The sequence below is a fragment of the Arthrobacter sp. StoSoilB19 genome, from assembly GCF_019977275.1.
In the GTDB taxonomy this organism is placed as follows: domain Bacteria; phylum Actinomycetota; class Actinomycetes; order Actinomycetales; family Micrococcaceae; genus Arthrobacter.
This window is the reverse complement of sequence record NZ_AP024650.1, coordinates 2,431,480-2,445,037: the sequence shown is the minus strand read 5'-3', so window position 1 is coordinate 2,445,037 and position 13,558 is coordinate 2,431,480. Positions and strand designations below refer to the sequence as shown.

13 protein-coding genes are annotated in these 13,558 nt (G+C 64.2%); 9 read left to right on the top strand and 4 right to left on the bottom strand.

Features of this window, described 5'->3' with window-relative positions:
• Position 1: 1 nt before the first annotated feature.
• A complete protein-coding gene (locus LDO86_RS11210; RefSeq protein WP_026265795.1) occupies positions 2–919 on the bottom strand; it encodes a LysR family transcriptional regulator in 918 nt (305 codons plus the stop codon).
• 96 nt (positions 920–1,015) lie between these two features.
• On the opposite strand from LDO86_RS11210, the gene LDO86_RS11205 reads away from it, so the two are divergent.
• The 8 genes from LDO86_RS11205 to nrdF all read left to right on the top strand — a co-directional run bounded on the left by LDO86_RS11205 (position 1,016) and on the right by nrdF (position 9,520).
• On the top strand, positions 1,016–2,413 hold the full coding sequence (locus LDO86_RS11205; protein WP_224083990.1) for an FAD-dependent oxidoreductase: 1,398 nt from the start codon (positions 1,016–1,018) through the stop codon (positions 2,411–2,413).
• Positions 2,410–3,141, top strand: coding sequence for a DUF1365 domain-containing protein (locus tag LDO86_RS11200; protein WP_224083989.1), 732 nt, complete (start codon positions 2,410–2,412; stop codon positions 3,139–3,141). The genes LDO86_RS11205 and LDO86_RS11200 overlap by 4 nt, the downstream gene beginning before the upstream one ends.
• Positions 3,138–4,514, top strand: coding sequence for a class I SAM-dependent methyltransferase (locus LDO86_RS11195; RefSeq protein WP_224083988.1), 1,377 nt, complete (start codon positions 3,138–3,140; stop codon positions 4,512–4,514). Before LDO86_RS11200 ends, LDO86_RS11195 begins: the two co-directional genes overlap by 4 nt.
• Before the next feature lie 37 nt (positions 4,515–4,551).
• Complete coding sequence (locus tag LDO86_RS11190) at positions 4,552–5,103, top strand: TspO/MBR family protein (RefSeq protein ID WP_018769432.1); 552 nt, start codon at positions 4,552–4,554, stop codon at positions 5,101–5,103.
• Positions 5,104–5,469: 366 nt separating this feature from the next.
• On the top strand, positions 5,470–5,715 hold the full coding sequence (nrdH, locus tag LDO86_RS11185) for a glutaredoxin-like protein NrdH (protein WP_013601222.1): 246 nt from the start codon (positions 5,470–5,472) through the stop codon (positions 5,713–5,715).
• Positions 5,716–5,842: 127 nt separating this feature from the next.
• The gene (gene nrdI / locus LDO86_RS11180; protein ID WP_018769431.1) at positions 5,843–6,313 is read left to right on the top strand and encodes a class Ib ribonucleoside-diphosphate reductase assembly flavoprotein NrdI; all 471 of its coding nucleotides are present in this window, start codon (positions 5,843–5,845) and stop codon (positions 6,311–6,313) included.
• 20 nt (positions 6,314–6,333) lie between these two features.
• Complete coding sequence (nrdE, locus tag LDO86_RS11175; protein ID WP_018769430.1) at positions 6,334–8,454, top strand: class 1b ribonucleoside-diphosphate reductase subunit alpha; 2,121 nt, start codon at positions 6,334–6,336, stop codon at positions 8,452–8,454.
• 91 nt (positions 8,455–8,545) lie between these two features.
• Positions 8,546–9,520, top strand: a complete 975-nt coding sequence (nrdF, locus tag LDO86_RS11170; protein ID WP_018769429.1) for a class 1b ribonucleoside-diphosphate reductase subunit beta — start codon at positions 8,546–8,548, stop codon at positions 9,518–9,520.
• 78 nt (positions 9,521–9,598) lie between these two features.
• Here the strand turns inward: nrdF and LDO86_RS11165 are convergent, their stop codons facing one another.
• Positions 9,599–11,101 carry an HNH endonuclease signature motif containing protein gene (locus LDO86_RS11165; protein WP_224083987.1) on the bottom strand — a complete coding sequence of 501 codons (1,503 nt, stop codon included), beginning with the start codon at positions 11,099–11,101 and terminating at the stop codon, positions 9,599–9,601.
• Between the two features lie 173 nt (positions 11,102–11,274).
• Between LDO86_RS11165 and LDO86_RS11160 the strand changes: the two genes are divergently transcribed.
• Positions 11,275–11,673: a DUF4259 domain-containing protein gene (locus tag LDO86_RS11160; RefSeq protein ID WP_018769427.1), complete on the top strand. Its 399-nt coding sequence runs from the start codon at positions 11,275–11,277 to the stop codon at positions 11,671–11,673.
• Between the two features lie 30 nt (positions 11,674–11,703).
• Here the strand turns inward: LDO86_RS11160 and LDO86_RS11155 are convergent, their stop codons facing one another.
• Together LDO86_RS11155 and LDO86_RS11150 are read right to left on the bottom strand one after the other, a co-directional pair.
• On the bottom strand, positions 11,704–12,258 hold the full coding sequence (locus tag LDO86_RS11155) for a DUF3090 domain-containing protein (protein ID WP_026265793.1): 555 nt from the start codon (positions 12,256–12,258) through the stop codon (positions 11,704–11,706).
• A gap of 124 nt (positions 12,259–12,382) precedes the next feature.
• Positions 12,383–13,549, bottom strand: a complete 1,167-nt coding sequence (locus LDO86_RS11150; protein ID WP_018769425.1) for a hypothetical protein — start codon at positions 13,547–13,549, stop codon at positions 12,383–12,385.
• Positions 13,550–13,558 lie beyond the last annotated feature (9 nt).

Genomic DNA, 13,558 nt, shown 5'->3' with positions numbered 1-13,558 from the left:
CCTAATTCACTGCCGTGCGCATCCCGGCAAGGGTTTCGGCCAGGAGGTCAACGAAAAGCTGCACCCGTGCCGTCTTCCGGTCATTGATCAGCAGCGCAAACACGTTCCGGGCCAGCCGGATCTCCGGGACGTCCAGCACCACAACGCCTGCCGGCTTGTTCCGGAGCGCGAGTTCCGGAACCAAAGCGGCTCCCAGTCCTGCGGCGGCCATCTCCAGGCTGGCATGGAAATCGTCACTGTGCGCCACCACCCTGGGGTGCAGGTTGCAGCCGGCAAACAGACGCTCGATCACCATGGCGTCACTGGTGCCGGGATGGTGCATGATCCACGGCATCTCCGAGAGGTGGTCGGCCGCGACCTTCGCGTCGGCCCGGAAACCCCAGCCGGCAGGCAGCACCACCCGGAAATCGTCGTCGCCAATCCATTGCCTGTTGATGGTGTTGGGCCAGGCGAAGCCGGTCTGGCCCACCTGGAACACCACGGCCAGGTCCAGGTCGCCGCCGGTACGCAGCCCCTGGATGGTTTGGCCGGGTTCAGCCACGGACACCCGCAGGTCGATCCCAAGTTTCTTCCACGCCGGGTTCTTCAGGATCCGCGGCAGGACATACGTGGCCAGGCTGGGGAAGATCCCCAGCCGCAGTTCCTGGCTTTCCGTGGCCTGGGTCCTGGAGGCGGCGGCCATCAGTGCCTCGATATCCGTGAGCACCTTTGCGGCGTGCCGCGTCATGACGACGGCGGCTTCCGTAGGAATCACGGCGCGCGCCGAACGCTGGAACAGGATGGTGCCCGTTTCCCGCTCCAAAGCCGACATCTGCTGGGACACGGCGGAGGCCGTGTAGCCGAGCGTTGCCGCTGCGGCGGCAAACGATCCCAGCCGCGTGACTTCAAGGAGGGTCTTCAGGTGCACCGGGTTTAACACCAGCCCACAGTACTTCACCCATCCACAGCCGGCACGGCACCGAATAGCCAGTTGTATACGCAGCCCAGCGGCAAATGTTCAGCAGAGGAGCATGAATTGTCACCTAACCCAGCAGGAAGTCCAGGCGGGCGGCGGCGCGTCGCCGTGATCGGCAGCGGCGTGGCCGGATTGACGGCCGCCTACGTGCTGAACAGGCAGGACGACGTCACCCTGTTCGAGGCGGACTCACGGCTGGGAGGCCATGCCCACACCCACGACATGCCGCAGCCCGACGGCAGCGTCATCGGGGTGGACACCGGGTTCATCGTGCACAACGAACGGACCTATCCCACACTGCTGCGGTTGTTCGCCGAACTCGGCGTCGAGACCCAGGACTCCGAGATGAGCATGTCGATCCGCTGCGACGGCTGCGGGCTGGAATACGCGGGGGCACGGGACGGCGCCCGCGGCATCATCGCCAAACCCTCCAGCCTGCTCCGCGGCCGTTACCTGCTGATGCTGCTGGAGGTGACCCGTTTCTACCGGAAGGCGAGGGAGTTGCTCAGGACCGCGCCGCCGTCGGCCGTCAGCGGCGAGGTGCCGGTGCCGGAACTGACACTTGGCGCGTTCCTGGAACGGGAGAAGTTCAGCCCTTACTTCATCTCCCACTTCATGACCCCCGTGGTCAGTGCAGTCTGGTCCTGCGACCCCACCACCGCCCTGGCCTACCCCGCGCGGTACCTCTTCACGTTCCTGGGCCACCACGGCATGCTGGGGATCAAGGGTTCGCCGCAGTGGCGTACCGTCACCGGCGGCTCTGCCCGGTACGTGGAAAAGCTCGCCGCCACGCTTGCCGACGTCCGGCTCAACACGCCCGTCACTGCCATCCGGCGCCTGCCCGACGGCGTGGAGCTCGTAACGGCCAGCGGGCCGGAAGAGTTTGACGCCGTTGTGGTCGCCACCCATCCCGCGCAGGCTCTCTGGTTCCTGTCCGACGCCACACCGGAAGAGAAGGAGGCGCTGGGCGGGATGCCGTATTCGGTGAACCACACCGTGTTCCACCGGGACCCGGCAGTCCTGCCTGCCGCGGACAACGCCAGGGCGTCGTGGAACTACCGGCTCCCGGCGTGCGACGCGCGACCCGACAAGGTTCTGGTGAGCTACGACCTGACCCGGCTGCAGCGGCTGCATCCCGTGGACGGAAAGCCGTACCTGGTGAGCCTGGGGGAGTCGGAACTGATTGCCGGCACCACCGTGCTGGAGCGCATGGTGTACGAACATCCGCAATACACGCCGGAATCCCTCCAGGCCCAGCAGGCCATCGCCGCGCTGAGCAACAACCGGATCGCCTACGCCGGGGCCTACCTTGGCTGGGGCTTCCATGAGGACGGTGCCCTCTCCGGGGTGCGGGCGGCCGAGAAACTGGGCCGCACCTGGCCGGAGGCACGCGCGGATGAACCGGGCAACTCCTCCGGCGAGGGGGAGCGGGAACTGCTGTCCACGGAACGGGCATGACCATGGACGCCTCGATTTTCCGCACGTCCATCTCCCATGTCCGGCGCAGCCCCTTGAAGAATGCGTTCACCTACCGCAGCTACAGCTGGTTCGTGGACCTGGACCACATGCCGCGCCTGCCGTTCCTGCTCCGGCCGCTGGCAGTGTTCCGCGCCGGAGACCACCTGGGCGATCCCGGCGCAAGCATTCGGGCCAACGTGGAGCGCTACCTGCGCACCCAGGGGGTGGAGCCCGACGGCGGACCCATCCACATGCTCACCAGTGCCAGGGTTTTTGGCTACGTCTTCAACCCGCTCACCCTGTTCTGGTGCTACCGCTCCACCGGGGAACTGCAGTGCGTGGTGGCCGAAGTCCACAACACCTACGGGGAGCGGCACTGCTACCTGCTGCGAACCGATTCCTCCGGGCGGGCCTCGGTGCCGAAGGCGTTCTACGTGTCACCCTTCAACGACGTCGACGGCGAGTACCGGATGAAGCTCCCGGCCCCGGGGGACAGGCTTGCCGTATCAATCATCCTGGAGCGGGAGGGGCACCGGCCCTTCGTGGCCACCATGGACGGACGGCGCCGCCCCGCCACCGTTTCGAACATCCTGGCGGCGGCTTTCGCGGTGCCTGCCGCGCCGCTGCTGGTATCCGCCCTGATCCGGATACAGGGCATTAAACTCTGGGCAAGACACCTGCCCGTCGTTGCCAGACCACCCCACACTTCACAGGAGGCAGTTCAATGACCATGACGGACGATAACGGCACCACCGCAGGCCGTGTCGAAGGCAAGGCCGGCGGACCATCCGCCGGACACGTGCCCGCAGCCTGGGGCGCAACCGGGGTGCCGGCGTCGCCCGCCATCATCAATCCCGACCTGTGGCCAGGTGTTGCCCAACCGCCGTCGGGCATGAAAGCCGGACTGGCCGGCAGGACAGCGGGCCTGCTGTTCAGGGGTGCGGTCAAGCGGCTGCCGCTCCGCGTCGAATATCCGGACGGGGCCGTGCTCGGAACCGGCGGTCCGGAGGCCCCCGTGATGACCATGCTGCGGCCCGACGCCTTCGAGGCACGGATCGGACACAACGGCCTGATCGGTCTGGGCGAATCCTTCATGGCCGGCGACTGGGAAGCCTCGGACCTCGCCGCGCTGCTCGAAGTCTTCGCGGCCTCCGTGGACACGCTGATCCCCATGCCGCTGCAGAAGCTGCGCTCGCTGTACCTGCCCCGGACACCCCGCCAGGAACGCAACGCCGAACAAAACACCCGCAGCAACATCTCCCGGCACTACGACCTGTCCAACGACCTGTTCTTCAACTTCCTGGATTCCACCATGAGCTACTCCTCGGCATTGTTCCCGGAGAAGGCGGGTCCGCTGTCCACCGTTGCATGGGAGTTCCTGGCCGAGGCCCAGCGGGCCAAGATCGACCGGCTGCTGGACAAGGCCGGCGTGGGCGAGGGGACGCGGCTGCTGGAAATCGGCACCGGCTGGGGCGAGCTTGCCCTGCGTGCCGCCGCCCGCGGCGCCACGGTCTACAGCGTCACGCTGTCCAGCGAGCAGCAGGCGCTGGCGCAGGAACGCATTGAGGATGCCGGATTCGCGGACCGCGTGACCGTTGCCCTGCAGGACTACCGGGCGGTGGAAGGCGAGTACGACGCCGTGGTCTCGGTGGAAATGATCGAGGCCGTGGGGTACGAGTACTGGCCCATTTATTTCCAGACCATCGACCGCGTGCTGGCACCCGGCGGAAAGGTGGCCATCCAGGCCATCACCATGCCGCACGGTCGCATGCTGGCCACCCGCAACGCCTACACCTGGGTGCACAAGTACATCTTCCCCGGCGGGTTCCTGCCGTCCGTCCGTGCCATCGAGAGCGTGACCCAGCAGCACACCACCCTTCGGGTAAGGGAGCGCATGGGGATGGGTGACCACTATGCCGCCACCTTGCGGCTGTGGGAGGAACGGTTCCTTTCCCGGTCCCGGGAAGTGGGGGAGCTCGGCTTCGATGCAGTGTTCCAGCGGATGTGGCTGTTCTACCTCTGCTACTCGCGCGCCGGTTTCCAGTCCGGTTACCTGGATGTCCAGCAGATCGTGCTGGACCGCCGGGAGGCGCAGCTATAGCATTCGGCAGAAGCAAGGGGAATCGGAGGTTCCGGCCATGAGACTGAAAACACTTGCATGGACGACGGCGGCGACGGTTGCCACAGCCGCCGCGGGCGGAGTGGCTACGGATCCGCAGGGCAGCTGGTACCTGCGGCTGCGCAAGCCTGACTGGCAGCCGCCGGCCATCGCCTTCCCGCTGGTATGGACGGCCCTGTATGCAGACCTCGCGGTGACGTCCGCCGTCGCACTGGACCGGGCTGCTGAACTGGACCGGGCTGCTGAACTGGACCGGGCTGCTGCCACCCCGGCCGGCACATCCGACCCGGGTGGCAAGGGCTCCCGCCGGGAGCTCCGCGCCTACCGGAGTGCATTGGCTGCCAACCTGGTCCTCAATGCATCGTGGAGCTGGTTCTTCTGGCGCTCACGCAGGCCCTGGCTTGCGGCGGCCGAGGCCGCCCTGCTCGCCGCCAGCAGCGCCGATCTGGTGCGCCGCACCTATCGGCTGAACCGTGCGGCCGGGGTATCGCTGGCTCCCTACGCGGCGTGGTGCGGCTTCGCCACGGCGTTGTCCACCTCCATCGCCAACCTCAACTCCGCCAAGCGGTAGGAAACCCCGGGCAAGCTGGACACACCTTCGCCGCAGGGAGCGGAACCCGGGTCCGTGACCACTACATGTAGTGGTCACGGACCCTTTTCATGCGGAAGGAAACAGGGCGCGACACGCCGCAGCCGTGCGACACGCGGTCCTTTAAATGTGGCTAAGTACTCCACAGGGTGTGGACCCAGCCCGCAAAAAACCCGCGATTCCGGGCATTTTTCCCGCCCCTGCCTGTGGATTAACGGTGCATTAAATGACATACTTGTAATACATCATCTTGGGGTTCCAAAGAGGCGTCTGCACTACATGTAGTATCTACATACAGCTGGACGGGGACACCGGGCCAGCAAGATTTCAACTAAGGGGACAGGGACAATGACCGTAACGGTTTACACGAAGCCTGCTTGTGTTCAGTGCAACGCCACCTACCGCGCGCTCGACAAGAAGGGCATCACCTACCAGAGCGTTGACATCTCCCAGGACGCCGAGGCACTCGAGCGACTGAAGGCACTTGGCTACATGCAGGCTCCCGTTGTGGTCACCGACCAGGACCACTGGTCCGGCTTCCGCCCCGACAAGATCGAGGAACTGGCACTTTCCGCCGTTTCCTCCGTGGCTTAGGAGTTCCGCTTCTCCTGCCGGCAACCAGCAACCAGCTGAGGTGACTCACGTGGCAGCACCAGCAGCACAGCATGACCGCGAGGCCTTACCAATTCACCAGGTTGTTCCCATCCACGCGGCTCAGCGCGTGGAGGTGTCCCCGCCGGCCGGGTCGCAGGACCAGGCTGAACCGGTCCGCACCGGCAGCCAGCTCATCTACTTTTCATCAGCATCCGAGAACACCAGCCGCTTCGTCGCGAAGCTAGGCCGTGAGGTTGCCCGGATCCCGCTCTATCCAAAGGACGCACCCCTCCTCGCTACCCGGCCATTCGTGCTGGTGGTGCCCACCTACGGTGGCACCGGGGGAGAGGGGTCCGTTCCCAAACAGGTCATCCGGTTCCTCAACAACCCGCAGAACAGGAAACTGCTCCGCGGCGTGATTGGCGCCGGAAACACAAACTTCGGGGACAACTACTGCATGGCCGGGGACATCATCGCCGCCAAATGCCACGTACCCCACCTCTATCGATTCGAACTTATGGGAACGCCGGAAGACGTTACCCGGGTCAACCAAGGATTGGACACGTTTTGGACACGACTGTCGCAGACACAGAAGTAACCAGGTCCCAGAAGCCTGAGATGCCCGCCGCGTATAAGGGGCTGGGCTATCACGAGCTGAACGCCATGTTGAACCTCTACGGTCCCAACGGCGAAATCCAGTTCGGCGCCGACCGCGAGGCCGCGCACCAGTACTTCCTGCAGCACGTGAACAACAACACGGTGTTCTTCCATGACCTGGAGGAGAAGCTCGACTACCTGGTGAAGAACCAGTACTACGAGCGCGAGACGCTGGACCAGTACACGATGAACTTCATCCGTGAGCTGTTCAACCGCGCCTACAAGAAGAAGTTCCGCTTCGAGACCTTCCTGGGTGCCTTCAAGTTCTACACCTCCTACACGTTGAAGACGTTCGACGGCAAGCGCTTCCTGGAGCGCTACGAGGACCGCGTCTGCATGGTGGCACTGCACCTGGCGCGCGGCAACGAGCAGCTGGCCCTGCAGATGGTGGATGAAATCATCGAAGGCCGTTTCCAGCCAGCCACCCCCACGTTCCTGAACGCGGGCAAGAAGCAGCGCGGCGAGCTGGTCTCCTGCTTCCTTCTCCGCATCGAAGACAACATGGAGTCGATCGGACGCTCCATCAACTCCGCCCTGCAGCTGTCCAAGCGCGGCGGCGGAGTGGCCTTCGCGCTGACCAACATCCGCGAGGTGGGCGCGCCCATCAAGCAGATCGAGAACCAGTCCTCCGGCGTCATTCCCGTGATGAAGCTCCTCGAAGACAGCTTCTCCTACGCCAACCAGCTCGGTGCCCGACAGGGTGCCGGCGCCGTGTACCTGCACGCGCACCACCCGGACATCTACCGGTTCCTGGACACCAAGCGCGAGAACGCGGACGAGAAAATCCGCATCAAGACCCTCTCCCTGGGCGTCGTCATTCCGGACATTACGTTCGAACTGGCCAAGAAGGACGAGGACATGTACCTGTTCTCGCCCTATGACGTCGAACGCGTCTATGGCATGCCGTTCTCGGACGTCTCGGTCACCGAGAAGTACTACGAGATGGTTGACGATTCCCGGATCAAGAAGACCAAGATCAAGGCACGCGAGTTCTTCCAGACCCTCGCCGAGATCCAGTTCGAATCCGGCTACCCGTATATCATGTTCGAGGACACCGTGAACCGGGCCAACCCGATCGACGGCAAGATCATCATGTCCAACCTGTGCTCGGAGATCCTCCAGGTTTCCCAGCCCACCACGTACAACGATGACCTGTCCTACGCCGACACCGGCAAGGACATCTCCTGCAACCTTGGTTCACTGAACATCGCCAAGACCATGGACTCGCCGGACTTCGGCCTGACCATCGAGACGGCCATCCGTTCCCTCTCGGCTGTCTCGGACATGTCCAACATCACCTCGGTGCCGTCCATCGCCAAGGGCAACGACCAGAGCCACGCGATTGGCCTGGGCCAGATGAACCTGCACGGCTACCTGGCGCGGGAGCGGGTCCACTACGGCTCTGAAGAGGGCCTGGACTTCACCAACATCTACTTCTACTCGGTGGTGTACCACGCCGTCCGCGCCTCCAACCTGCTGGCCATCGAAACCGGCCAGACGTTTGGCGGCTTCGAGAAGTCCAAGTACGCGTCGGGGGAGTTTTTCGACAAGTACACGGAGCAGGAATGGGTTCCGCAGACCGAGAAGGTCCGCGAGCTCTTCAAGAACGTGCACATCCCCACGCAGGAAGACTGGCGCGCGCTGAAGGCTTCGGTCATGGAGCACGGCATCTACAACCAGAACCTGCAGGCCGTGCCGCCGACGGGCTCGATCTCCTACATCAACAACTCCACCTCCTCGATCCACCCGGTGGCGTCCAAGATTGAGATCCGCAAGGAAGGCAAGCTGGGCCGCGTGTACTACCCGGCGCCGTACCTCACCAACGACAACCTGGAGTACTACCAGGATGCGTACGAGATCGGCTACGAGAAGGTCATCGACACCTACGCCGCCGCCACCCAGCACGTGGACCAGGGCCTGTCCCTGACGCTGTTCTTCAAGGACACCGCCACCACGCGCGACATCAACAAGGCCCAGATCTACGCCTGGAAGAAGGGCATCAAGACCATCTACTACATCCGTCTCCGCCAGCTCGCGCTGGAAGGGACCGAAGTTGAGGGCTGCGTCAGCTGCATGCTGTAGCTTCAACCAACGCGACAGTACGACGGCGGGCGCCCGCCCGCCGTCGTACGCTTTAACTTAGAGAAAACCCACCCAACGCATAGGGGATGACATGACCGAGAAGGTCAAGCTGCTCAGCCACGTCGAGGCCATCAACTGGAACCGCATCCAGGACGACAAGGACGTCGACGTCTGGAACCGCCTGGTCAACAACTTCTGGCTGCCGGAAAAGGTGCCGCTGTCCAACGACGTCCAGTCCTGGAACACGCTGACGCCGGCCGAGCAGCAGCTCACCATGCGCGTATTTACCGGCTTGACCCTGCTGGACACCATCCAGGGCACGGTCGGTGCGGTGTCCCTGATTCCGGATGCCCTCACTCCGCACGAGGAGGCTGTGTACACGAACATCGCCTTCATGGAGTCAGTGCACGCCAAGAGCTACTCCTCCATCTTCTCCACCCTGGCTTCCACCAAGGAGATCGACGAGGCATTCCGCTGGTCCACCGAGAACGAGAACCTTCAGAAGAAGGCGCAGATCGTCATGGACTACTACCAGGGTGACGATCCGCTGAAGCGGAAGGTGGCCTCCACGCTGCTGGAAAGCTTCCTGTTCTACTCGGGCTTCTACCTGCCCATGTACTGGTCCTCCCGCGCCAAGCTGACGAACACCGCCGACCTGATCCGCCTGATCATCCGTGACGAAGCTGTTCACGGTTACTACATCGGCTACAAGTTCCAGAAGGGCCTGGAAAAGGTCTCCGAGGAACGCCGCCAGGAGATCAAGGACTACACGTTCGAACTGCTGTTCGAGCTGTACGAAAACGAGGTCCAGTACACCCACGACCTTTATGACGGCGTGGGCCTGGCCGAGGACGTCAAGAAGTTCCTGCACTACAACGCCAACAAGGCCCTCATGAACCTGGGCTACGAGGCGATGTTCCCGGCGTCCGTCACCGACGTGAACCCGGCCATCCTGTCGGCCCTGTCCCCGAACGCTGACGAGAACCATGACTTCTTCTCGGGCTCGGGTTCGTCCTATGTCATCGGCAAGGCCGTCAACACGGAAGACGAGGACTGGGACTTCTAGACTTTCTTCTTTTCAGGATCCGACAGCAAGGGACTCCGCACGTTTTGTGCGGGGTCCCTTGCTGCCATATCCGGCAGTTCATTTGGCATCGAGGTAGGTACGAAGGAATGCTTCTCCCGCAGATGGCGGTTCCCGAAAATAGTCCACGGTCCCCCTCACCGCGGTGGGCATAGGAGGATATGGATGTTGCCGTTCTGTGGCTTGCTGCCCCAACGAACACGGCCAGTGAGGTGGTTCCCAGTCCTGATGTTCGCTTTTGTATTTCCGCCCGGATGGTGAAATCCAGCCGGGCGGTTCATTCTCTGATGCGGGAGTCGGTCTCCAGCCGCTGGCGTGTTTGAGTCTGTGGTGCCGGGGACAGGGCTGTCCCAGGTTACTGATCCCGGTGGTTCCGCCGTGATGCCAGGCCAGGAGGTGGTCGGCTTCGTTGTCCAGGGACTGGTTACTGCACCCGGGGAACGGGCATTTGCCGTCGCGCATTCGTAGCCAGTTCCGCATGGCCTTCGTCAGCCGGTAGCTCGTGCGGCCGATTTCCAACGGGGCCCCGTCCCGTGGATCTATGAGCACGCGATGGAACGAATCCGCTCCATTGGTTAGGAGATTCCGGGCCATGGAGGCAGGGATGGGTCCGAACCCGTCCAGCATCGCCGGCTCCTCTGTCAGTCCCAGCAGTGAGAAGACGGGAACGGTGATCAGGACCTCGGCCCGGGGCGTAGGGACATCGGCGATGCCGGGTGCCCCGGCCTTAGTCGCGCCGCTGCTGATGCCGTTGTCGCTTCGCAGGGCTGCCGTCGCAAATACGTCTGCCCGTAACTGGGTGAGCGTCCGGTCCTCGTGGGGCCCTTGCAGGCCCCGGGCGATGGCAGTAATGCGGTTCCAGATCGCAGCCGCCTGGTCCGCGGGCAGGTAGGCAGACACCCGCGCCATGCCGTCCTGCTCCGGGGCATATTCCAGGCACCTGTCCCGCGCTCCCTTAGCATGGCGTTTTTCGATGCTGTCCGGGTGGTGCCGTTCGCGCCAAGTCCTGGCCTTCCGCCGGAACCGGAAGGCGGGCATCTCGCCGGCCGGGCAGCCGCGGGCAGAATTGGCCGCGTCAGCGTCGAGGAAGTGCGCCTCAAGTGCCCGCGCTGCGTCGCGGTCAAGGGTGGCGGTCTCGTCCACCATCACCGTGGCGTGTTGCCACGAAACAGTTCCCGCCTGCAGTGCTGCCAGGGTGAGTGGCAAGGACGTCGCCAAAGCATGGGATTGCTCCAACAGCATGCCCGCAGCCCGATCGCCGATGGCCAGTACGCAGCCCACCTCGGCCGCTATTGCCATTTCCAGCGCCTGGACGGGCATGTCAGGAGGCGCAGCGGATCGCGCGGAATCCGCGTATCTGGCCGTTGCCTCCGCCTTCAACGCAGCGACCCGGGCCTCGGTTCGAGAAATCCCGGCAAGGATGTCCAGGCACCCATCAGCGACGGCGGCCAGGGGGTCGGCGTGCTGGGGGAACCCGTTACGGGACTCAGCTACCTCGGCGCGGAGCAGGGCAATCGAGAAGTCGATCGCTTCAAAAGCCGTTGCCACCGCTTCGCTTCCCATGTACTCATCATCCAAGGGGGGTGTGACATTTTGCGGGCCACCACTCCGCGCCAACAACCGCACTTTCAGCACGCACTCTCGAAAAGCTTTGCAGGCATCCACCGCGTGTATGACCTGCAACGGCGCGGTCTGGCATATTGGAGCCACTAGCCGTTAACCGGAAGGGGAACCACGTGGGTGCATGGGGCTACCTGCCGTTTGAGAACGACGACGCGCTGGACTGGCTGGACGAGCTGGAGACCGGAGGGGTCGACGTCGTGCGCCAGGCGTTGGCGAAGGCAGGTCACAGGTATGTCGAGGCACCCGAAGGGGCTGTCGCTATCGCCGCCGCCGAAGTGACCTCCGCCAGCCAAGGCAACCCGCTGGGCGATCTCCCGGAGACCGTGGCGACCTGGGTGGCTGCCCGCGGGGCAGAGGTCACCGCCGAAGACGTGGAGATGGCACTGGAAGCAGTTGAACGGGTTGCCGGGGAGAAGTCCGAGCTTGCTGAACTGTGGGACAACGCTGACGAACCGGAATGGCGTGAATCACTTGAAGACCTCAAGGAACGGCTGCGGACAGCTTTGCGGTAGACCCGCCAGTACCGTCCAGGCTCCCTGGCATCAGACTTCAGGAAGAGTGCAGGTATGCCCGTCGGCGTCCATGGGATAACCGCAGAGCGGGCATGCCGGACGCCCGGCACCCACTACGTCCCGGGTCCGTTTGGCGAATGCGCGGGCGGTGCCCACCGGCATCCGCACCAGCAACATTTCGGCCACGTCAGCGGCGTTCCCAGCAAGCAATTCGACGTCTTCATCAGCACCGACTTCAATGATCGGGTAGGCCTCTATCACAATCTGCGCCGTTGTCGGGTCCCAGCCCAAACTCATGGCGCCGGCCCTGAACTGCTCCTGGACTGCCTCGAGCTGGTCATTGTCGACGAGCTCGATGGGAGTACCCGTGGGAACACTGAAGGGATTGCCGTCAAGGGCGATGAGCTCGTCGAGGATTTCGTCAATCTTTTCGGCGAGCTGGGCAGACTGCTGCTTCTCCAGTGCGATGCTCACAATTTGCCTACCTGCACGTACCTGCAGGTAGAACGTTCGCGCCCCCGGAACACCAATGGTGCCGATGACGACCCGGTCAGGCCAGGCAAATTCGTGAACACGTGTGGGCATGTCAGTAGTTTAGGCACATGAGGGTTAGTGTGCCGTCTTCCCTGCGCCGCCGCCGGCCTGGTCGGGGCCGGCAATCGACGCCATCGTGCCCGTGGCGATGGCCGTCACCGGCTGCTTCCAACCCTCAGCGCAGACTCATCAGTCCTCCCGCAACAGCGGAGAGGCGCCGGGAGGAGGCAAGCCCGAGGTGATACACGTGCAGTTCCCTGGCTCCCGCTGCACAAAGCACCTGCCACTCGCTTGCCAGCCTGCCGCCGTCGGCCGTCTTCGGCGGCAGCGCCAGGACATACGCACCCACCCGCAAGCCGGCGGCCAACATGGCTTCGACCGTCACGGCGCCTTCGCTGGGCTCGCCCCAGCAAGGTACGACGGCGGTGAGGTCACCCCGGTGCCCCCAGAGCCTGCTCCTGCGGAGCGCCTCCACCGGAACGAAGGGCCCCGTGGCCCAGGGGTCCGGCGTGGCGTGCAGCGACAGCCGGGGGCGGGAGCCGGTGGCTTCGATCGCTGCCAAGCACTCATCCAGCAGCATCGCCGTGGCATCCCACCGTACCTCCAGGAGGGGAAGGAACGCCGCTGCCCCGGACGCAAATGCAGCTGTCATTCGGGCATCATCGGCCTGCGCGACGGCAGAGCGGACCCGGCTTTGATACCCGGCGGCGGGCAACCCGCGGGCCTCGTACCCGGTGGCGCATGCATCGCAGAAGCACAGCGACAACAGCGCCTGCACCCAGGTTGAGTACTCGGCTCCCTCGGTCTTCTCATGCCGGTTCTGGTGGCTGAAACCCAGCGGACCCGCCGCTTCGAGGATCAACCCATCCGGCTGTCCCATCTCCAGGACTTGGCGCACCAGGGACGCAGCGTAGGAGCGGACCTGAGGCTGCGACGGGCACAGCGCGTACCTGTAGACCTCGTCGAAGGCATTTTGTACGCAGAGGCCGGGGCTGTTTCCGCCCACTGCGCTGGAGTGGGTCAGCACCGTCCACGCGTCCACGGGAAGGCCCTCCGCCTGAAATGCCGCTGCGGCCTCGCCGAATCCGTTCTCCGTCCCGGTCCATTCCCTCGCGTTGCCGGGTATCAGCTGCCGGCCTGCGAAAGCACCGCCTTCCGGAACGTAGAGGGCTGCCGACCGGGCGTCCACGACGCGCCGGGTGGGATGCCGTGGGGTTCCGGCCCGCACCGAGTGGTATGCGGCCGCAAGCGCCACGCGGTCAACGCCGGTGTCCCTGACCCATGACACCGCCTTCGGGTCGCCCAGTACATCCCACGGATAGAGATAGCCGGTAACCTGCATCACCTGCGG